General features: G+C 65.3%; 18 protein-coding genes and 1 tRNA gene. 9 read left to right on the top strand and 10 right to left on the bottom strand.

Going from position 1 to position 19,004, the window contains the following annotated elements:
* Positions 1-3 precede the first annotated feature (3 nt).
* The 6 genes from lnt to miaB are packed head-to-tail and all read right to left on the bottom strand — an operon-like array spanning position 4 to position 6,100.
* Positions 4-1,461, bottom strand: coding sequence for an apolipoprotein N-acyltransferase (gene lnt, locus AC0KWY_RS18195; protein ID WP_474026893.1), 1,458 nt, complete (start codon positions 1,459-1,461; stop codon positions 4-6).
* Positions 1,448-2,296 carry an HlyC/CorC family transporter gene (locus AC0KWY_RS18200; protein ID WP_474026894.1) on the bottom strand — a complete coding sequence of 283 codons (849 nt, stop codon included), beginning with the start codon at positions 2,294-2,296 and terminating at the stop codon, positions 1,448-1,450. Before AC0KWY_RS18200 ends, lnt begins: the two co-directional genes overlap by 14 nt.
* 5 nt (positions 2,297-2,301) lie before the next feature.
* A complete protein-coding gene (gene ybeY, locus AC0KWY_RS18205) occupies positions 2,302-2,748 on the bottom strand; it encodes an rRNA maturation RNase YbeY (protein WP_474026895.1) in 447 nt (148 codons plus the stop codon).
* Positions 2,723-3,664 carry a PhoH family protein gene (locus AC0KWY_RS18210; RefSeq protein ID WP_474029752.1) on the bottom strand — a complete coding sequence of 314 codons (942 nt, stop codon included), beginning with the start codon at positions 3,662-3,664 and terminating at the stop codon, positions 2,723-2,725. Before AC0KWY_RS18210 ends, ybeY begins: the two co-directional genes overlap by 26 nt.
* A gap of 35 nt (positions 3,665-3,699) precedes the next feature.
* Entirely contained in the window at positions 3,700-4,749 is a 1,050-nt protein-coding gene (locus AC0KWY_RS18215) for a peptidoglycan-binding protein (protein WP_474026896.1), read from the bottom strand.
* Positions 4,750-4,762: 13 nt separating this feature from the next.
* Positions 4,763-6,100: a tRNA (N6-isopentenyl adenosine(37)-C2)-methylthiotransferase MiaB gene (gene miaB / locus AC0KWY_RS18220; protein ID WP_474026897.1), complete on the bottom strand. Its 1,338-nt coding sequence runs from the start codon at positions 6,098-6,100 to the stop codon at positions 4,763-4,765.
* A 121-nt stretch (positions 6,101-6,221) separates the two neighbouring features.
* Between miaB and AC0KWY_RS18225 the strand changes: the two genes are divergently transcribed.
* From AC0KWY_RS18225 to AC0KWY_RS18250, 6 genes are all read left to right on the top strand, one after another.
* Positions 6,222-6,298: transfer RNA gene (locus AC0KWY_RS18225), tRNA-Met, on the top strand.
* 175 nt (positions 6,299-6,473) lie between these two features.
* Positions 6,474-7,073, top strand: a complete 600-nt coding sequence (gene cysC / locus AC0KWY_RS18230; RefSeq protein ID WP_474026898.1) for an adenylyl-sulfate kinase — start codon at positions 6,474-6,476, stop codon at positions 7,071-7,073.
* A 226-nt stretch (positions 7,074-7,299) separates the two neighbouring features.
* A complete protein-coding gene (locus AC0KWY_RS18235) occupies positions 7,300-8,496 on the top strand; it encodes a cyclic nucleotide-binding domain-containing protein (protein WP_474026899.1) in 1,197 nt (398 codons plus the stop codon).
* Between the two features lie 70 nt (positions 8,497-8,566).
* Positions 8,567-9,700, top strand: a complete 1,134-nt coding sequence (locus AC0KWY_RS18240; RefSeq protein ID WP_474026900.1) for a glycosyltransferase family 4 protein — start codon at positions 8,567-8,569, stop codon at positions 9,698-9,700.
* The gene (gene rfaP, locus AC0KWY_RS18245; RefSeq protein WP_474026901.1) at positions 9,685-10,509 is read left to right on the top strand and encodes a lipopolysaccharide core heptose(I) kinase RfaP; all 825 of its coding nucleotides are present in this window, start codon (positions 9,685-9,687) and stop codon (positions 10,507-10,509) included. The genes AC0KWY_RS18240 and rfaP overlap by 16 nt, the downstream gene beginning before the upstream one ends.
* Positions 10,506-11,273, top strand: a complete 768-nt coding sequence (locus AC0KWY_RS18250; RefSeq protein WP_474026902.1) for a lipopolysaccharide kinase InaA family protein — start codon at positions 10,506-10,508, stop codon at positions 11,271-11,273. Before rfaP ends, AC0KWY_RS18250 begins: the two co-directional genes overlap by 4 nt.
* A gap of 1 nt (position 11,274) precedes the next feature.
* Here AC0KWY_RS18250 and AC0KWY_RS18255 read toward each other — a convergent pair whose 3' ends face one another.
* From AC0KWY_RS18255 to AC0KWY_RS18265, 3 genes are read right to left on the bottom strand one after another with little or no spacing between them, the layout of a single operon-like run.
* Positions 11,275-11,427 (bottom strand): DUF5989 family protein, encoded by a 153-nt coding sequence (locus AC0KWY_RS18255; RefSeq protein WP_416694825.1) that lies wholly within the window; start codon positions 11,425-11,427, stop codon positions 11,275-11,277.
* An 8-nt stretch (positions 11,428-11,435) separates the two neighbouring features.
* On the bottom strand, positions 11,436-11,843 hold the full coding sequence (locus AC0KWY_RS18260; RefSeq protein ID WP_474026903.1) for an SxtJ family membrane protein: 408 nt from the start codon (positions 11,841-11,843) through the stop codon (positions 11,436-11,438).
* A gap of 20 nt (positions 11,844-11,863) precedes the next feature.
* Positions 11,864-13,702 carry a carbamoyltransferase family protein gene (locus AC0KWY_RS18265; RefSeq protein ID WP_474026904.1) on the bottom strand — a complete coding sequence of 613 codons (1,839 nt, stop codon included), beginning with the start codon at positions 13,700-13,702 and terminating at the stop codon, positions 11,864-11,866.
* 105 nt (positions 13,703-13,807) lie between these two features.
* Here AC0KWY_RS18265 and AC0KWY_RS18270 point away from each other — a divergent pair, with 105 nt between their 5' ends.
* Genes AC0KWY_RS18270 through AC0KWY_RS18280 form a run of 3 tightly spaced genes read left to right on the top strand, consistent with a single transcriptional unit; the run spans position 13,808 to position 17,153 of the window.
* The gene (locus tag AC0KWY_RS18270) at positions 13,808-14,917 is read left to right on the top strand and encodes an SGNH/GDSL hydrolase family protein (RefSeq protein WP_474026905.1); all 1,110 of its coding nucleotides are present in this window, start codon (positions 13,808-13,810) and stop codon (positions 14,915-14,917) included.
* Complete coding sequence (locus tag AC0KWY_RS18275; RefSeq protein ID WP_474026906.1) at positions 14,914-15,738, top strand: glycosyltransferase family 2 protein; 825 nt, start codon at positions 14,914-14,916, stop codon at positions 15,736-15,738. The genes AC0KWY_RS18270 and AC0KWY_RS18275 overlap by 4 nt, the downstream gene beginning before the upstream one ends.
* Positions 15,738-17,153: a lipopolysaccharide kinase InaA family protein gene (locus AC0KWY_RS18280; RefSeq protein WP_474026907.1), complete on the top strand. Its 1,416-nt coding sequence runs from the start codon at positions 15,738-15,740 to the stop codon at positions 17,151-17,153. Before AC0KWY_RS18275 ends, AC0KWY_RS18280 begins: the two co-directional genes overlap by 1 nt.
* Here AC0KWY_RS18280 and msbA read toward each other — a convergent pair.
* Positions 17,150-18,937 carry a lipid A export permease/ATP-binding protein MsbA gene (msbA, locus tag AC0KWY_RS18285; RefSeq protein ID WP_474026909.1) on the bottom strand — a complete coding sequence of 596 codons (1,788 nt, stop codon included), beginning with the start codon at positions 18,935-18,937 and terminating at the stop codon, positions 17,150-17,152. The two genes, AC0KWY_RS18280 and msbA, sit on opposite strands and share 4 nt — an antisense overlap.
* Positions 18,938-19,004 lie beyond the last annotated feature (67 nt).

The following is a 19,004-nucleotide window of genomic DNA, read 5'->3' on the forward strand; positions in this document are numbered from 1 at the left end:
AATTCAGTCGCGCCGGCGCGGGCGGGCGACGAGCGCGAGCAGGGCGACGAGGCCGAGGGCGCCCAGGTTGCCCCACCGGCTGTAGGGCGTGGCGCCTTGATGCGCCCGCACTTCGCCTTCGAGGACGCCGCTGGTGAAGGGCTCCAGCACGCCGCTCAGGCTGCCGTCGGCGGCGATGATCGCGGTCATCCCGGTATTGGTTGCGCGCAGCATCGGGCGGCCGGTTTCGACGGCGCGCAGGCGGGCGATCTGCAGGTGCTGCGGCTGCGCCAGCGAACGGCCGAACCAGGCGGTATTCGACAGGTTGGCGAGAATCCCGGCGGCGGGCAGGGCGCCGATGATCTCCTCGCCGAAAACGTCTTCGTAGCAGATGTTGATCGCCACTGCGCGGCCGGCGACCTTGAGCGGCGCCTGGCGCGCCGGGCCGGCACTGAACGACGACATCGGGATGTTGGCCTGGGCCATGAACCAGGCGAAGCCGGGCGGGATGAATTCGCCGAAGGGCACCAGGTGCTGCTTGCTGTAAACCTGTAGCGGCGAGGCGCCGAGGCTGACGGCGCTGTTGAAGTAGGCGCCGTCGACGTCGCCGGTCAGGGTGCCGACGATCAGGTCGCCACCGCCGCGGGCGGCCAGTGTCTTCAGTTCGTCGACGTATTCCGCCGGCAGCCGGTCGACGAAGGTCGGCAGCGCGGTTTCCGGGAGCAGGGTCAGTTGCGCCGGATGGGCGGCGATCAGGTCGCGGTACAGGGTCAGCGTGCGGAAGAAGGATTCCGGCCTGAACTTCATGTCCTGCGGGATGTTGCCCTGGATCAGAGCGACGCTGACCGGCTCGCCGACCGGCGTCGTCCACGCCACCTGGCGCAGCCCGAAGCCGGCGACGGTAAAGACCGCCAGCAGTACGAGGCCGCTACGCCAGCGGGCGAGGCTGGCGGCGATCAGGGCGACGATCAGCGACAGGCCATAAACGCCGAGCAGCGGCGCGAAGCCGGCCAGCGGGCTGGGCGGGGCCTGGCTGTAGCCGAGCGCCAGCCAGGGAAAACCGGTGAACAGCCAGCCGCGCAGCCAGTCGGCGGCGGCGACGAGAACGGCGAACCACAGTACCTGGCGCCAGAAGGCGGCCGGTTGCCAGCGTCGGAAGGCCCAGCCGGCGGCGGCCGGGTAGGCGGCCAGCGCGGCGCAGTAGAGCAGGGTCGCCGGTCCGGCCAGCCACCACGGCATGCCGCCGAAGACCGAGAGGCTGACGTACACCCAGGAGACGCCGGCGAGGAAGAAGCCGAGCCCGAACAGGAAGCCGCTCAGCGCCGCCTGGCGCGGACCGGCGGCGCGGCGCAGCAGCAGGAAGAAGGCGAGCCAGGGCAGCGGCGCCAGCCAGAACAGCCCGAACGGGGCAAAGCAGAGGACGCCGCCGGCACCCGCCAGCAGCGCCGCCAGGTGGCGGCGGAACGGCTCAGCCAGCGGCATCGTCGGTGACGGGGCCGGGCTTCGGCAGGTCGATGAGCAGGGTGTACAGGCGGCGGCTGTCGGCGCGCAGCACCTGGAAGCGGACGCCGTCGATCTCCAGCGTCTCGTTGCGCTTGGGGACGCGCCCGAGGTGGCGCAGGACGAGGCCGCCGACGGTATCGAACTCCTGATCGGAGAAAGTGGTCGAGAAGGCGGCGTTGAAGTCCTCGATCTCGGTGCGCGCCTTGACCCGGTAGCGGCCGGCGGAATCGAGGCGGATGTTGTCGTGCGCCTCGTCGAAGTCGTATTCGTCCTCGATGTCGCCGACGATCTGCTCGAGCACGTCTTCGATGGTGACCAGGCCGGCGACGCCGCCGTATTCGTTGACGACGATCGCCATGTGGTTGCGCGAGACGCGGAATTCGCGCAGCAGCACGTTGAGGCGTTTCGATTCCGGGATGAAGACGGCCGGCCGTAGCCAGTCGCGCAGTTCGAAGTGTTCTTCGGTATGCAGGCGCAGCAGGTCCTTGGCGAGCAGGATGCCGAGGATGTTGTCGCGGTCGCCGTCGATGACCGGGAAGCGCGAGTGGGCGGCTTCGATGATTTCGGGCAGGGTTTCGAGCAGCGGATCGTCGATGTTGATGACGTCCATCTGGGCCCGCGGCACCATCACGTCGGCGACGCGGGTTTCCGAGGCGGCCAGCGCACCTTCGATGATGGTCAGCGCGTCGGCGTCCATCAGGTTGCGCTCGTAGGCGGCGTGGAGGGTCTGCATGAGCTGCGCGCGGTCTTCAGGTTCGCGCAGCAGCAGGGAAGTCAGGCGTTCGATGAAACCGGGTTTACTGTCACTGTCCATGATGATCAATCCGCATACGGGTCGGCATGACCCAGCGCGGCAAGTATTTTCCTCTCTTCGTCTTCCATGGCGCGGGCTTCCGCGTCGTCCTCGTGGTCCCAGCCCTGCAAATGCAGCATACCATGCACCGTCAGGTGGGCGTAATGCGCCGCCGTCGGCTTGCCCTGCTCGGCGGCCTCGCGGGCGACGACAGCGGGACAGATGACGAGGTCGCCCATGACCACTGGTTCCGTCTCGTAGGGAAAGGACAGCACGTTGGTCGCGTAATCCTTGCCGCGATATTCGGCGTTCAGCGCCTGTCCTTCGTCGGGCTCGACCAGGCGGATCGTCACCTCGCCGCCGCCGTCCAGCGCCGCCCTTGCCCAGCGCACGAAATCCGCCCGCAAGGGTAGGCCGTCGCGGTTACAGGCGTATTGCACGGAGAGGTTAAGTCGTTTGCTGGCGGTTTTCATAGGCTTCGACGATGCGGGCGACCAGCGGGTGGCGCACGACGTCTTCCTTTCTGAATTCGGTGAAGGCGATGCCGCGCACGTCGTGCAGCACGTTGACGGCTTCCTTGAGGCCGCTCTTGTGCCCGCGTGGCAGGTCGATCTGGGTGACGTCGCCGGTGACCACGGCCTTGGCGCCGATGCCGATGCGGGTCAGGAACATCTTCATCTGTTCCGGCGTCGTGTTCTGCGCCTCGTCGAGGATGATGAAGGCGTGGTTGAGCGTGCGCCCGCGCATGAAGGCGAGCGGCGCGATCTCGATGGCGTGCTTCTCGTAGAGCTTGGCGACGCGGTCGTGCCCCATCAGGTCGTAGAGCGCGTCGTAGAGCGGCCGCAGGTAGGGGTCGATCTTCTGCGTCAGGTCGCCGGGCAGGAAGCCGAGCCGTTCGCCGGCTTCGACCGCCGGCCGGGTCAGGATGATGCGCTGCACCAGATCGCGCTCGAAGGCGTTGACGGCGGAAGCGACGGCGAGATAGGTCTTGCCGGTGCCGGCGGGGCCGATGCCGAAGGTGATGTCGTGTTCCTGGATTGCCTTCAGGTAGGCGACCTGGCGTGGCGTGCGGCCGTGCAGTTCGGTCTTGCGGGTGATCAGTTGTGGGCCGTCGTGCGCCGTTTCGGCGGCGCCGATGCGACGTACCGGGGCGTTGGTCAGTTCGATCAGGCCGAGCTGGATCTCATCGACCGACAGCGGCTCGCGGGCCAGTGCGTAGAAATGGCGCAGCGCATCGGCGGTGAGCTGGGCCTGGTCGCCGGTGATCGAGAAGCGCTCGTTGCGGCGGCGGATGACGACGTCGAAGCCGGTCTCGATCTGCCGGATGTTTTCGTCGAGCGGCCCGCACAGGTTGGCGAGCTGGGCGTTGTCGACCGGCGCGAGGGCAATCTCGACCGGTCAACCGGGGCGCGGGCGCCGGGTGTTCACTGTTTGCGCAGCATGGTCTTGTCGATCCAGCCCTCGAAGTTGGCGCCCTGCACCTTGATGAATTTTTCCTGTTCTTCGCCCAGCGCGATCATCTCGTCGGTCTTGGTCAGCGTCTTCAGCGGCTTGCCCTGGCCTGTCGGGGCGGCGTACAGCTTGATGCCGCCGATCTTCGGCAACACGACGTCGCCGGCGGCAAAGACGGCGCCGGCCTGGCGGACGTTGCCGGCCTGTTGCGCGGTGGTCGTCGCCGTGCGCTTGAGCGCCGGGTTGTCGCGCATGGCGATGACGATCTTGTTGTAATTGTCGAGGAAGGAGGTGGCGACGACCTTGCCCTGCGCCGTGTTGGCGTAACCGCCGAGGGCGCCGAAACCGCCGCCGCCGGCACCGAGGAAGCCGAGGCCGAAATCGGACTTCTCGGCGCTGCCCGAAGCGGCGGTGATCTGCACGCCGCTTCGGGCGTCGGCGACCAGCATCGAGGTCTGCGCCTGCTTGAACTTGACGCCGCCGACGATGGCGCCGGCGATCATGCCGCCGACCCCGAAGACGCCGCCGATGCCACCCAGCGCGCCGCCGACGCCGCCAGCATCGCTCTGCGAGAAGACGACGTCAGGCGTCAGCACGTAGTCGGCGGTCAGCATCTGGCCGCCGCCCATGTTGTTGCCGCCCTGCAGCATGCCGCTCTGCGCCAGTTGGCGCTCCTGCATCAGGTTCTGCATGGCGACGCCGCGTTCGACGACGACGAAGCAGTTCGACTGCTGGATCATCAGCCGGATCAGGCCGGTCGGCGAGGCCAGGCCGACCTCGTTGAGCGCCTTGCCGACGTATTCCTGCGGTTCGGCGACGGCCAGCGCGCCGATCGGCGCGCTGCATTTCTCCAGCTGCATTGCTTCGCCGCTGGCGCCTTCGGTGCTGGCCGATCCGCCGACCGGCACGTCGCCGCCGCCCAGCTTGTAGCCGGACGGCTGGGCGCCGACCGGGGCCGCCAGCAGGGCGGCGATGACAAAGGCCGGCGCGGCCTTGATGGTGGTTCTTTGAATGATCTGCATGGATCCCCCCGGATCAGTCTTCCTTGATGATGATTTCGCCCCGCAGGCTGTGTGACAACGACTGCAAAATCCTAACATCGACGAATTGATTGACCAATCGCGGGCTGCCCCGGAAATTGACGATCCGGTTGTTGTCGGTGCGCCCGGCCAGTTCGTTCGGGTCCTTTTTCGACGGGCCTTCAACCAGCACGCGCTGGACGCTGCCGACCATGCTCTGGCTGACCGCCTGCGCCAGTTCGTCGATCCGCTTCTGCAACCGGGACAGGCGCGCCGACTTGACCTCGGCCGGCGTGCTGTCTTCCAGTTCCAGCGCCGGCGTGCCCGGGCGCGGGCTGTAGATGAAGGAGAAGGAAGCGTCGAAGGCGAGCTCGTCGATCAGCTTCATCGTCTTCTCGAAATCCTCGTCGGTCTCGCCCGGGAAGCCGACGATGAAGTCGGACGACAGCGAGATGTCGGGGCGGGCGGCGCGCAGCTTGCGCACGACCGACTTGTATTCGAGTGCCGTGTAGCCGCGCTTCATCGCCGCCAGCACGCGGTCGGAACCGGACTGCACCGGCAGGTGCAGGTGCGAGACCAGCTTCGGTACCTTGAGGTAGGTGTCGATCAGCCGCTGACTCATCTCGCGCGGATGCGAGGTGGTGTAGCGGATGCGCTCGATCCCCGGCACCTCGGCGATGTACTCGATGAGCAGCGCGAGGTCGGCCTTCTCGTCGGTGCCTTCCATGTCGCCGCGGTAGGCATTGACGTTCTGGCCGAGCAGCGTGACTTCCCCGACCCCGTGCGCGGCGAGGTCGGCAACTTCGGTGAGGATGTCGGTAAACGGCCGCGATACTTCGCCGCCGCGGGTGTAGGGGACGATGCAGAAGGTGCAGAACTTGGAGCAGCCTTCCATGATCGAGACGAAGGCGCTGGCGCCCTTGACCTCGGCAGGCGGCATCGCGTCGAATTTTTCGATTTCCGGGAAGGAGACGTCAACCGCCGCCTTGCCCTTCGCCTTGCGCTCGGCGATCAGTTGCGGCAGCCGGTGCAGCGTCTGTGGGCCGAACACGACATCGACGTAGGGCGCGCGGGCGACGATGGCGTCGCCTTCCTGGCTGGCGACGCAACCGCCGACGCCGATCACCAGGTCGGGATTCTTCTGTTTCAGGTGGCGGACCCGGCCGAGATCGTGAAACACCTTTTCCTGCGCCTTCTCGCGCACCGAGCAGGTGTTGAACAGGATGATGTCGGCTTCCTCGGGGTTGTCGGTCTTGACGATACCTTCGGCGGCGTTGAGCACATCGGCCATCTTGTCCGAGTCGTACTCGTTCATCTGGCACCCGAAAGTGCGGATGAATAGTTTCTTGGGCATGGGGGAAATCTTTTTAAAATCAGGGGCGCTGCTTCGGCAAGCTGGGCGCGCAAAAGTTGCGCATTATAACGCGGTTGACCGCGCCGCCGCCGGCCAACTATAATTCGCGCCCTCCAAGCGTGGTGATGTAGCTCAGACGGTTAGAGCGGTGGATTCATAACCCACAGGTCGGCAGTTCGATTCTGCCCATCACCACCAAAGATCCAACGCCCAGGGCCAGCTAATGCTGGCCCTGGGCGTTTCTGCGGCGATAAAGAGTGTCGGCGGGTTGATTGTCGTGTTTCATTGATGTCGCCTGCTCTTCGCGCGTCTGTGTCGAAAATCGCATGGCAGCTCGGGTAAAGTACTGTGCATGTGAAAAACGTGGATTGACATGATGAATTTGACATCGCCAGGCTTTGCTGTTTCCCGCGTCATGCGCGAAGAGCGGCAGGGGCATCGTGGTGTAGTCATCTGGTTTACCGGGTTGTCTGGTTCGGGAAAATCCACGTTGGCTCACGCCATCGAAGAAAAATTACACTTACGTGGTTGCCGCACTTTCGTTTTGGATGGCGATAACGTCCGGCTTGGTCTGTGTCGTGACCTCGGCTTTTCCGCGAGCGATCGCCACGAAAACATTCGCCGCGTTGGAGAAGTGGCTAAGCTGTTTCTGGAAGCCGGAGTGATTACATTGGCTGCCTTCATCTCTCCATTTGCAGAAGACCGCCAGCGAGTTCGTGCTTTGTTTGCAGCGGGGGATTTTCTTGAAATTTACTGTAACGCGCCTGTCGAAGTCTGTGAAGCCCGCGACGTGAAGGGGTTGTACAAGAAGGCACGACAAGGGCTTGTCCCAGAGTTCACAGGGATTTCTTCGTCTTACCAGATGCCAGCTACGCCCGAGCTCGCTGTGGATACCGGATGGGAAACCGTGGAACAATCGGTTTCGGCAGTTCTTGCTTTATTGCAGCATCGAGGCATTACCAGCGCTTACTGAGACTGAGGACGGGAAAAGATGGTCCGCTTACGTTTTGGTCAGTCCGACTCCGGTGCTCAAGTTCGGGAGAGAGTGGAGGTGCAGGGTATGCGAGAAATCGAGCCTTGGTTACAAACTGAGTCAGTCTGACAAAAGTCAATTCGCAGTAAGTAATATGCTATTTTTGCAAAAAACACAAAATGTAATAAAATATTAATCTGGTGAATGTCAACTTCCGGAGTTGCTCATGCGTACCCATGCTACCCCCCTGCAGATTGCCGATTTGCCCATCGATGACGATCTGCCCGCCACCCAGCTACGTGCCTACGCGGGCGATGTGCTATACACGGAGGGCATGCCGAGCAGTCATCTGTACGTGATCAAGGAAGGCGAAGTCGATCTGTACATGGTGCGCGAGGAAAAACGGGTGGTGATCGACACCCTGTCGCGCGGTCATGTGTTTGGCGCGACGCCGCAACTGCTCAATGGTCGGCGTACCGACAACGCGGTGGCGAAGACCTATTGCGAGTTCTACCTGGTCGATGCCGAAGGTCTGGAGTCGGTCCTGGAGGCGACCCCGAAGCTGCTGCGCGGCATCCTGAAAACCCTGGCGATGCGGGCGTCGCGGGCGAGCGAGGTGATCGCATCGCGGGTCAATTTCCAGCCGGAGATCGTCACTTACGCGCAATTGCTCAGCCTGGTCGGCGCCGCGCAATTGCCGGCACCAGCGCGCAAGGCGGATGCCCGGGCCACCTCGCAGCCGGTCATCGCACGGCCGGCGCTGGCTACCGTCTTTGCCCAGGCGCGGCAACTGCTCGGGCACTCCGACGTGCATATCCGGCACATCCTGGGCAAGCTGCTGATGCTGCACCTGATTCAGCTCGACGAGGATCGCGACGGTGCCAAGTGCGTCGTTTTCTCGCCCGGCGACATCGTCGCCAAGGCGCGCAAGGCGGGTGAGGCCGATCCCGACAACGGCAAGCTGGAGTATGAGTACATCAGCGTCGATGATTTCGCGGCGATGGTCGATCTCGACCGCAATCGTGTCCTTCAGAAACTGGCGCGCAATGAGCTGACCGAGGACCTGTTCACCTTCCGCAAGTCGGAGGTGATTCGCCTGCTTGACGAGAAGGGCAAGAAGTTCTTCCAGGAGCGGCGGGTCAAGGCGCCGGAAGAGTTCTGCGACATCAGCGACATCGAGTTCGCCGATGCCAATTCGATCCAGGCCGTCTTGTCTCGGGTCGATTCCTACGACCTCGGCAAGTTGCTCCACCTCGTTGAGGAAGATGCGGTGCGCGACCGCATTCTCGGCAACCTGCCGCGCACCAAGCGCGCCGAGATCGAGAGCGAAAAGTTTGACCGCGTCGACGAAATCGAAGTGCGGTTGATCGGCGAAGGCATCATCAAGGCGATCCAGGAGAAGATGCTGGCCCGCCGTAGCTGACCGTCCGGCGTGACCGGCGGGCGGGTTTGCCAGTAAAATCCGCCGCCTGACTTATGCGGCTTCGGCGCCCATGCAACTGGCTTTCTGCCTCTACAAATACTTTCCGTTTGGTGGTCTGCAGCGCGATTTCCTGCGCATCGCTCTGGCTTGCCAGGCGCGCGGCCACGCCATCCGCGTCTATACGCTGTCCTGGCAGGGTGAAGTGCCGGCCGGCTTCGAAGTGGTCACGGTTCCGGTGCGGGCGCTGACCAATGCCCGCCGCTACGAAAAATTCTCCGCCTGGGTCGCGCGCGACCTGGCGCAGCGGCCGGCAGAGCGCGTCGTCGGCTTCAACAAGATGCCGGGGCTCGACGTCTATTTCGCCGCCGACCCCTGCTACGAAGAGAAGGCGCAGACGCTGCGCAACCCGCTCTACCGCTTCTCGGGCCGCTACCGGCATTTCGCAGCGTATGAGCGGGCGGTGTTCGCGCCCGAGAGCCGGACCGAAATCCTGATGATCTCGCAGGTGCAGCAGCCCTTTTTCGAAAAGCACTACGCCACGCCGAAGTCGCGTTTCCACCTGCTGCCGCCGGGTATCGCCCGCGACCGCCGGGCGCCGCCGGAGGCGCCGGCGATCCGCGCCGCCTTCCGCGCCGAATTCGGCCTTGCCGACGACGATCTGCTGCTCCTGCAGATCGGCTCCGGCTTCAAGACCAAGGGGCTGGACCGCTCGCTGCAGGCGCTGGCGCATCTGCCGGCCGATTTGCGCGGGCGCACCCGGCTGATCGCCATCGGCCAGGACGAGCCCAGCCAGTTCCAGCGCATGGCGGCTGGCCTCGGGCTGGCCGGGCAGGTCAACATCCTGGCCGGCCGCGACGACATTCCGCGCTTTTTGCTCGGCGCCGACCTGCTGGTCCATCCAGCCTACAACGAGAACACCGGCACGGTCTTGCTCGAAGCGCTGGTCGCCGGGCTGCCGGTGCTCTGCTCGGCGGTCTGCGGCTACGCGCATTACATCGACGAGGCGGCGGGCGGCCGGGTGATCCCGGAGCCCTTCGCGCAGGCGACCATGGACGGTTTGCTGCAGGAAATCCTGCTTGATCAGGCGCAGCGCGCCGTCTGGCAGCGCAACGCCCTGGCCTGGGCGGAAAGCGCCGACATCTACAGCAACGCCGAGCGCGCTGCCGGCATCATCCTCAAGGAGCGGCCGTGCGCGACGAACTGAGGCTGGCGCCGCCCTTCGACCGCCTGTGGGCCGGCCAGGATGCGTTTGCCGCGGTCGACCGGCTGGAAGGCGAGGTGTTCCGCGAGCTCGACGGGCGCCGCACCTTCCGCACCGAAGTCGAAGGGCGCGGCTATTTCGTCAAGATTCATCGCGGCGTCGGCTGGGGCGAGATTCTCAAGAACCTCGTCTCGCTGCGCTTGCCGGTGCTCGGCGCCGGCAACGAATGGCGGGCGATCCGTCGCCTGGAGGAGCTTGGCGTCGACACCATGCGCGCCGTCGCCTACGGGCGGCGCGGCGCCAACCCGGCGCGCGAGCACTCCTTCATCGTCACCGAGGAACTGGCACCGACCGTCAGCCTGGAAGATTTCTGCCGCGACTGGCCAAAGATGCCGCCGGCCCCGGCGCTCAAGCGGGCGCTGATCCGTCGCGTCGCCGCCATGGTCGGCGCCATGCACCGGGGCGGCGTCAATCACCGCGACTGCTACCTCTGCCACTTCCTGCTCCACCTCGACCCGGCGCCGACCGCCGCCGCGCTGAAGCTCTCGCTGATCGACCTGCACCGCGCCCAGATCCGGGCGCAGACCCCGCGCCGCTGGCGCGACAAGGACCTCGCCGGGCTCTACTTCTCGGCGCTGGAAATCGGCCTGACGCAACGCGACCGGCTGCGCTTTTTGCGCGACTACTTCGCCCGGCCCTTGCGCGAGGTGCTGCGCGACGAACAGGCGCTGCTTGCCCACCTGCATGCCGAAGGTGAGCGCTTGCTCTTGAAATACCGGCGCAAATACGTGCCGTCCGGGAGCGAATCGTGATCGACTGGCAGCTCAATCCCGACTACGCGACGGGCGATTCCGGCCAGGCTTTCGCCTCGCTCGACGCGGTGTTCGCGCTGCAGGGCGAGCGGGTGACGGTCGATCCCGAGTCCGAAGTGATCCGCCTGCGCCTTGACGGCGTTCTCTACTACGTCAAGCGCTACACCATCGGCCGGCGCAAGCTGGCGCGGCGCTGGTTCGGCCTGCGCGACCTCTGCGGGCCGCAGCGGGCGGTCAAGGAATGGCGCAACCTGCAGCGCTTCCACGCTTGGGGACTGCCGACCGCAACGCTGGTCGCCTGGGGACAGGAACGGCGTGGCGGGCGTTTCGTGCGCGCCGCGCTGGTCACCGAGGAACTGCGCGACACGGTTGACCTGGCGCAACTGGCGAAACGCGACGACCCGCGTTTGCGCGACCGCGCCTGGGTGGCGGCCGTGTCGACGCAGGTTGCCGCCTGCACGCGCGCCATGCACGCGCACGGCTTCGTGCACAACGACCTGAAGTGGCGCAACCTGTTGGTCACTGGCGGCGAGACGCCGCAGCTTTACCTGATCGACTGCCCGAACGGCGGTTTCTGGATGCAGCCTTTTCTCGGCTACCGCATCGTCAAGGACCTCGCCTGTCTCGACAAGGTCGCCAAGTACGCGCTGAGCCGCACGCAGCGGCTGCGCTTCTATCTCGACTACGTCGAGCGGCAGCGCCTGACCGCCGCCGACAAGCGGCGGCTGCGCCGCATCCTGGCCTTCTTCGCAGGCCGCGAGTAGGTCAGAACAGCGTGTAGATGAAGGGGGCGATGGCCGAGCCCTGCGACAGCACGAGCAGGCCGCCGAGCAGCAGAAGGACGATGATGACCGGCGCCAGCCAGTATTTCTTGCGGACCTGCATGAAGGCCCAGAGGTCTTTCAGAAGTTCGAGCATGTTGCCGCCTAGAAAGGTTTGTCGAGGGAATTGGATTTGTTGGCGCCGATCAGCTCGCGGTAGCTCGCGGCCTGGCGGTCGAAGCGCCGGTGCATCGGGTCCTTGCCGGTGGCTCGCATGAGCAGGCCGAGCGGCGTGACAACGAGGAAGAAGACGATGCCGAGAATGAGGCGCGACATGATCGCGCCCATCACCATGCCGAAGCGCATCCACAGCTTGTAGAAGGGGTTGAGCGCCAGCGGTGCGACGAGCGCCAGGCCACCGAGCACGGCCAGGATCAGCCACGGCCAGAGCGGCCAGGCCCAGCCGAAGTGCCAGGGCAGGAAAAGGCCGAAGATGCCGGCGAACAGCGCGCCGGTGAGCAGGCCGAAGTCGCGCAGGCCCTTGCGGTCGAGGACGGGGATTTCATGGAACATGGTCGTTTCTCCGGGGCGCGTCAGTCGAGCTGGAACTCGTCCTTCCAGCTTTCGTCGCCTTCCCAGGCGGGCTGGTCGGACTTGGCGAGGACGAAGTTCTCGATCACCAGCGTGTCCATTTCGGTGCGCATGAAGCAGCGGTAGGCATCCTGTGGCGTACAGACGATCGGTTCGCCGCGCACGTTGAACGAGGTGTTGATCAGCACCGGGCAGCCGGTTTTCGCCTCGAAGGCTTCGATCAGCCGGTAGTAGCGCGGGTTGGTCTGGCGGTGGATGGTCTGGATGCGCGCCGAGTAATCGACGTGGGTGACCGCCGGAATCTGCGAGCGCGGCACGTTCAGCTTGTCGATCCCGAACAGCTTTTCTTCTTCCGCGGTCATCGCGATCCGCTTGTCCTCGCGCACCGGCGCGACGATCAGCATGTAGGGGCTGGCGCTATCCTGCTCGAACCATTCGCCGACCTTTTCGGCGCGCACCGATGGGGCGAAGGGGCGGAAGGATTCGCGGTACTTGATCTTCAGGTTCATCACCGACTGCATGTTGCGGCTGCGCGGGTCGCCGATGATCGAACGGCCGCCGAGGGCGCGCGGGCCGAACTCCATGCGGCCCTGGAACCAGCCGACCACCTTCTCGTCGGCGAGGACGTCGGAAACCCGGTCGAAGAACTCGGTGTCGTCGAGTTCCCGGTAGACGGCACCGTATTCGTCGAGTTGGCGGCGGATCTCATCGGCCGCAAAGCGCGGGCCGAGGTAGCTGCCCTGCATGCTGTCGCCGGCTTCCGGGACGCGTGCGGCGCCGCTCTTCGCATAGTAGGCGGCCAGCGCGCAGCCGATGGCGCCGCCGGCGTCGCCCGCCGCCGGCTGAATCCAGATTTCCTTGAACGGCCCTTCGCGCAGCAGGCGGCCGTTGGAAACGCAGTTCAGCGCCACGCCGCCAGCCAGGCACAGGTGGTCGACGCCGAGTTCGCGGTGCACGGTCCGCCCCAGGCGCAGGACGATTTCCTCGGTCACCGCCTGGATCGAGCGGGCGAGGTCCATCTCCTTCTGGCTGATCGGCGATTCCGGCTGCCGCGCCGGCCCGCCGAACAGGGCGGCGAAGCGGTCGTTGGTCATGGTCAGACCGGTGGCGTAGTTGAAGTACTGCATGTCCATGCGGAAGGTGCCGTCTTCCTTGAGATCGATCAGCTTGTCGAGGATCAGGTCGACGTACTTCGGCTCGCCGTAGGGGGCCAGCCCCATCAGCTTGTACTCGCCGGAATTGACCTTGAACCCGGTGTAGTAGGTAAAGGCCGAATAGAGCATGCCGAGCGAGTGCGGGAAGTTGATTTCCCACTGCGGGGTCAACTGGTTGCCTTCGCCGAGCCAGACCGAGGTGGTCGCCCATTCGCCGACGCCGTCCATGCACAGCACGGCGGCTTTCTCGAACGGGCTGGGGAAGAAGGCGGAAGCAGCATGCGCCTGATGGTGTTCGGTGAACAGCAGCGGCGGCACCGCGGCTTCCTTGCAGCCGCCGAGTTTGGCGAGTTCCTTCTTCAGCGTCTGCTTGAGGTAGAGCTTGTCCTTGAGCCAGACCGGCATCGCCTTGACGAAGGAGACGAAACCGTTCGGCGCATAGGCGAGATAGGTTTCGAGCAGGCGCTCGAACTTGATCAGCGGCTTGTCGTAATAGACGACGCCGTCGATGTCGGCCAGCGTCAGCCCGGCTTCCTGCAGGCAGTAGCGGATGGCGTGCGCGGGAAAATCGGGGTCGTGCTTCTTGCGCGTGAAGCGCTCTTCCTGGGCGGCCGCGACGATCCGGCCGTCGCGGATGAGGGCGGCGGCGCTGTCGTGGTAGTGGGCGGAGATGCCGATCAGATTCATTGGACTCGCTTTTTTGGGCCGATCAAAACCTGCGGAGTATACCAACCCCGCCAGCCGCGCGCCGAGGCGACTTATAATGCCCGGTCACGCATCCGCATCGCCGCCATGAAAACCCTGAAGATCATCATCCTCAACCTTCTTGTCACCCTGCTCCTGCTCGAAGGTGGCGCCCGCCTGTATTACGCACTGGGCGACGACGTGCCACCGCACGCCGATCTTTCGGTGACCCGCGAATGGCGCTGGGTGAAGGCGCGCCTGGCTGACGGCAAGGTCAATTTCGACCGGCGCTTCGCCTACGACGCCAACGTCGGCTGGCGCAACGCGCCGAACATCGACGTCACGCCGGACCGCATGGGGGCGATCCGCACCAATTCGGCGGGCATGCGCAACCATCAGGAATTCCCGCTCGACAAGCCGGCCGGCAAGCGGCGGCTGATGATCGTCGGTGACAGCTATTCCTTCGGGCACGGCGTCAGCAATGAGGAAACCTATGCCTACCAACTGGCCGCGCTGCTGCCCGACTGGGAAGTGATGAACTACGCGGTGTCGGCGACCGGCACCGACCAGAACTACCTGATGTACGAGCACTACGGCAAGCCGTACAAGCCGGACGTCGTGGTACTCGGCTTCTATGCGCTCGACTACAACCGCAACACCTACAGCTTCCGCGACTACGCCAAGCCGTTGTTCGTGCCGATGGGCAACGACGGCTCGCTGCAACTGACTCATGTGCCGGTGCCGACGCCGGAAGTGCTGATCGACGATTACCGCAGCGGTCGCAAGCAGATCGGCGGCTGGCATTATTCCTATGCACTGGCCGTCTTCAAGCGGGCGCTGGCTGACCGCATCAAGCGCGACCGCGATCCGGGATCGCTTGGCCGGCGCACGCTGACCGGCATCATGGAACGCTTCGTCGCCAGCGTCCGCGCCGACGGCGGGACGCCGGTCTGGGTCAACTTCCCGATCCGCGATGTGCTCGACGAGGAAGAATCGAAGTACGGCGAGATCACCGATTTCGCGATGGCCGAGGCGAAGCGCCTGGGCATGCCGGTGATCGACATGGGGCCGGTTTTCGTCGAGCAACTCGCCAAACACCCCGAGGTCAAGACCTTTTGGCGACCGTCGGAAATTGGCGGTCACATGAACGCCGAAGGCAACCGACTGACGGCGATTGCCCTGCGCGACCTGCTGCAGCGCGAGGGGATGCTGAAATGAGCACCACCGGACAGGGCAAGCTGGTCACCATCCTAGTGCCGAACTACAAGACGCCGGAAATCACGAAAATCTGCCTGCGCTTGCTGCGTCGTCACACCGATTTCAGCAAGGTGCATGTGATTGCCATCGACAATGCGTCCGGCGATGCCTCGCTCGACTATCTGCGCTCGCTCGACTGGATCGAACTGATCGAGCGGGCGCCGGAAGCCGACGACAACGCGCCGCTGTCGCACTCGCGCGCGCTCGATCTGGCCTTGGCCCGGGTGACGACGCCCTACGTGCTGTCGATCCATACCGACACCTTCGTTCGCCGCCCGGAGTGGATCGACGTCCTGCTGGCGCCGTTTGCCGAAGACGAACGGCTGGCCGGTGTCGGTTCGTGGAAACTGGAGAGCAAGACGCCGCTGCAGCGCTGGGGGCGACTGTTCGAGCAGGCCTGGAAACTGGCCCTGTTCCGGCTGACCGGCAAGCGCAGTTTCCGTGCCGAACGTTTCGACGAGAGCCTGCACTACCTGCGCAGCCATTGCGCGATGTTCCGCACCGACGTCATCCGCGAACTGAACACCGGCTTCGCCGACGAGCGTAAACCGGCCGGCAGCGCGATGTTCCGCAAGATGGTCGAAGCCGGCTACCGGATGAAGTTCCTCGATTCGGTCGAACTTGGCCAGTACGTCGATCACCTCAATCACGCGACGATGATCCTCAATCCCGAACTCGGCACCAGTGCCAGCAACATCCGGCGCGGTGGCAAGCTGCTCAAGGAAAAACTGCGCGGTATCGACGCCGAGGCGATCCTCGCCGACGCCAGTCTCGACCGCTGATGGCCGCAGTATCGCGTGCCGCCGAGCTGCGTGCCGCCGGCCGCAACCCGCCGCTACCCTGCATGCTTGCACTGGCCGACGGGCGGATCGTGTGCGTCGAGCGCCTGTTGCGCGTACTGCCCGGCAAGCGCCTGGTTGGCGCCGGCACGCTGGCCGGCGAGCCCGTGCTGGTCAAACTCTTCATTGCAGCCGCCAGCGAGCGCCACTGGACCCGCGAGCTGAACGGCATCCGGGCGCTGCTCGCCGCCGGCGTGCCGACGCCGGCGCTGGTCGAGGCGCAGGCGTTGATCGGCGGCGGTCATGCGCTGCTGACGGCCTTCGTCCCGGGCGCCGAGGACCTCGCCGCAGTCTGGCGGGACGACCCGGAAGAGCGGGGGCCACGTCTGCTGGCGGCGGCGATGCCCCTGCTGGCGCGCATGCACGCCGCCGGGCTGAGGCAGGCCGACCTCCACCTGGGCAACTTTCTCTTTGCCGGCGGCACCGGCTACGTCATCGACGGCGACGCAGTGAGCGCCGTGCAGCCGCCGCGTCCGCTGACGCTAGCCGAGCGTACCGACAATCTGGCCATCCTTCTTGCCCAGTTACCGCCGCACCGGGATGCCCGGCGCCAGCCTTTCATCGACGCCTACGCGGCGCCGGCCGCTGCCGTCGTGCCTGGTGAGCGGGCCTTGCAGCAGGCAGTCGAAGTGGTGCGGGCGCGGCGCCTGCGCGAATTTCTCGGCAAGATCGGCCGCGAATGCACGCAATTCGCCGTCGAGCGGGGAATGAAGCGCTTTGCCGTGGTGGAGCGGGAAGCTAAAGAAATTCTGCGGGGCTTCCTGTCGCGCCCTGACACCTGTCTCGATGAGGGTATCCGTCTGAAAAGCGGCGGTACCTGCACGGTCGCCGAAATTGCTGCGGGCGGACGGCGCCTGGTCGTCAAGCGTTACAACCTCAAGCACTGGCGCCACGCCCTGTCGCGCGCCTGGCGACCGAGCCGGGCCTGGCATTCGTGGCGCGAAGCGCATCGTCTGGGTTTCTACGGCATCGCCACGCCACGCCCGCTGGCGGTGCTCGAGGAACGTCTCGGCCCGCTGCGCGGCCGGGCCTTCCTGGTGACCGAGCATTGCGCCGGGCGCAGCCTGCTCGACAGTCTCGATCCTCAGCAGCCACCGTCACCGGCAGTGGCCGAAGCGCTGCAGAGGCTTTTCGTGGAGCTGCGTGCTTTGCGCATCACGCACGGCGACCTCAAGGCGAGCAATCTGCTCTGGGAAGATGGGCGGGTCGTCCTGATCGACCTCGACGCGATGTGCCAGCATCGCTCGGAAACCGCTTTCGCCCGCGCCTGGCGGCGCGACCGGGGGCGTTTCCTGCGCAACTGGGCGGTCGATTCGCCTTTGTATCGCTGGCTCGACGAGCGTCTGCCGGTGGCCTAGAGCGTTTCGCTGAACTGCATCGCGTGCAGGCGGGCGTAGTGCCCGTTCAGTGCGAGCAGTTCGGCGTGGCTGCCGCGTTCGACGATCTCCCCTCGCTCCATGACCAGGATCAGGTCGGCGCGTTCGATGGTCGACAGGCGGTGGGCGATGACCAGCGTCGTCCGGTTGGCGGTGGCGGTTTCCAGCGCGGCCTGGATGTGGCGCTCGGATTCCGTGTCGAGGGCCGAGGTCGCTTCGTCGAGGATCAGCAAGGGCGCATCCTTGAGGATGGCGCGGGCGATCGCCAGGCGTTGCCGCTGGCCGCCCGAGAGCAGCACGCCGTTTTCACCGACCAGCGTGTCGTAGCCGTCGGGCAGGCGGGCGATGAACTCGTCGGCGTAGGCGGCGCGGGCGGCGGCGACGATGTCTTCGCGCGGGCAACCGGCGAGGTCGCCGTAGGCAATGTTGTCGGCGACGGTGTCGTTGAACAGCGTCACCTGCTGGCTGACCAGGGCGATGTGGCGGCGCAGGTTGCGTAGCGTGTAGTTCTCGACATCGACGCCGTCGAGCAGGATGGCGCCGGCGCCGTGCTGGTAGAAGCGTGGGATCAGGTTGGCCAGCGTCGATTTGCCGCTGCCGGAACGGCCGACCAGGGCGATCATCTGGCCCGGTTCGGCGGCGAAGCTGATATTGCGCAACACCGGCTGCTCACTGCCGGGATAGCTGAAGCTCAGCTCGCGCACCTCGAGCCGGCCGGCGATCTTCTCGCGTTCGACGGTGCCGCGGTTTTCCTCCGGCAGTTCGTCGAGCTGGGCGAAGATGCTCTCGGCGCCGGCCAGGCCCTTCTGGATCGTCGCGCTGACTTCGGACAACTGGCGGATTGGTTTCGGCAGCATGCCGGCGGCGGTGATGTAGGCGACCAGGTCGCCGGCCGTCGCGTCGCCGCGCAGATAGAGGACCAGGGTCAGCAGGACCGCCATCGCCGAGAAGGAGACCAGTTGCAGCGCCGGCGTGAAGGTGGCGCCGGTCTTCACCATGCGCAGTTGCTTGCGCATGTTGTCCTCGCTGGCTGCCTTGAAGCGTCTGGCTTCGTAAGGTTCGCCGCCGAAGCTGCGGACGGCGCGGTAGCCCTGGATGGTCTCCGAGGCGATATGCGTCAGCTCGCCCATCGTCGCCTGGATTCTTCTGCTCTGCTTGCGGAACTTGCGGCTGGCGCGGCTGACCATGGCGCCGATGACGGGCAGGATGACGATCATCACCGCGGTCAGTTTCCAGTTCATCCACAGCAGGTAACCGAACAGGAAGATCACGGTCAGGCCTTCGCGGACGACGACCTTGATGGCGTCGGTGGCGGCGCCGGTGACCATGGTGACGTTGTAGGTGATGCGCGAGATCAGGTGGCCGGAATTGTTCTCGTCGAAATAGCGGTTCGGCAGTTGCAGGAGGCTGTTGAACAAGGCCTGCCGCAGGTCGTTGATCAGGCCCAAGGAAACCTTGGCCAGGAAGTAGTTGCCGAGGAAGGAGCCGACGCTGCGCCAGGCGACGATCAGCAGCATCAGCAACGGAACACCGAACATCAGTTGCACGCTGCCGATCAGCGGCAGGTCGTGGTGCGTGGTTTCCGGCGGTGCGCTCAGGCCGTCGACGAAGTACTTGAGCACCGAGGCCAGCATCGGTTCCGACGAGGCGAAAATGGCGAAGCCGAGCAGGCTGATGGCAAAGTGTCCGACAAAGGGGCGGACGTAGGAGAGCAGCCGGAGGTAGATTTTCAGTGAGGAAGCGGACGGGTCACTGTCGTGCGACATGGCTTGGCGATCGTGGGGCGACGCGCGGAAAGAAAGTGGGCGCGAGTGTACCATGTGCGCCATGACG

Source organism: Azonexus sp. MM2026_4, assembly GCF_055901855.1.

Excerpts from the sequence above, each read along its gene's own strand:
- lnt (WP_474026893.1), bottom strand. The coding sequence starts at position 1,461 with ATGCCGCTGGCTGAGCCGTTCCGCCGCCACCTGGCGGCGCTGCTGGCG.
- AC0KWY_RS18200 (WP_474026894.1), bottom strand. The coding sequence starts at position 2,296 with ATGGACAGTGACAGTAAACCCGGTTTCATCGAACGCCTGACTTCCCTG.
- ybeY (WP_474026895.1), bottom strand. The coding sequence starts at position 2,748 with ATGAAAACCGCCAGCAAACGACTTAACCTCTCCGTGCAATACGCCTGT.
- AC0KWY_RS18215 (WP_474026896.1), bottom strand. The coding sequence starts at position 4,749 with ATGCAGATCATTCAAAGAACCACCATCAAGGCCGCGCCGGCCTTTGTC.
- miaB (WP_474026897.1), bottom strand. The coding sequence starts at position 6,100 with ATGCCCAAGAAACTATTCATCCGCACTTTCGGGTGCCAGATGAACGAG.
- cysC (WP_474026898.1), top strand. The coding sequence starts at position 6,474 with ATGATGAATTTGACATCGCCAGGCTTTGCTGTTTCCCGCGTCATGCGC.
- AC0KWY_RS18235 (WP_474026899.1), top strand. The coding sequence starts at position 7,300 with ATGCGTACCCATGCTACCCCCCTGCAGATTGCCGATTTGCCCATCGAT.
- AC0KWY_RS18240 (WP_474026900.1), top strand. The coding sequence starts at position 8,567 with ATGCAACTGGCTTTCTGCCTCTACAAATACTTTCCGTTTGGTGGTCTG.
- AC0KWY_RS18255 (WP_416694825.1), bottom strand. The coding sequence starts at position 11,427 with ATGCTCGAACTTCTGAAAGACCTCTGGGCCTTCATGCAGGTCCGCAAG.
- AC0KWY_RS18260 (WP_474026903.1), bottom strand. The coding sequence starts at position 11,843 with ATGTTCCATGAAATCCCCGTCCTCGACCGCAAGGGCCTGCGCGACTTC.
- AC0KWY_RS18265 (WP_474026904.1), bottom strand. The coding sequence starts at position 13,702 with ATGAATCTGATCGGCATCTCCGCCCACTACCACGACAGCGCCGCCGCC.
- AC0KWY_RS18270 (WP_474026905.1), top strand. The coding sequence starts at position 13,808 with ATGAAAACCCTGAAGATCATCATCCTCAACCTTCTTGTCACCCTGCTC.
- AC0KWY_RS18275 (WP_474026906.1), top strand. The coding sequence starts at position 14,914 with ATGAGCACCACCGGACAGGGCAAGCTGGTCACCATCCTAGTGCCGAAC.
- AC0KWY_RS18280 (WP_474026907.1), top strand. The coding sequence starts at position 15,738 with ATGGCCGCAGTATCGCGTGCCGCCGAGCTGCGTGCCGCCGGCCGCAAC.
- msbA (WP_474026909.1), bottom strand. The coding sequence starts at position 18,937 with ATGTCGCACGACAGTGACCCGTCCGCTTCCTCACTGAAAATCTACCTC.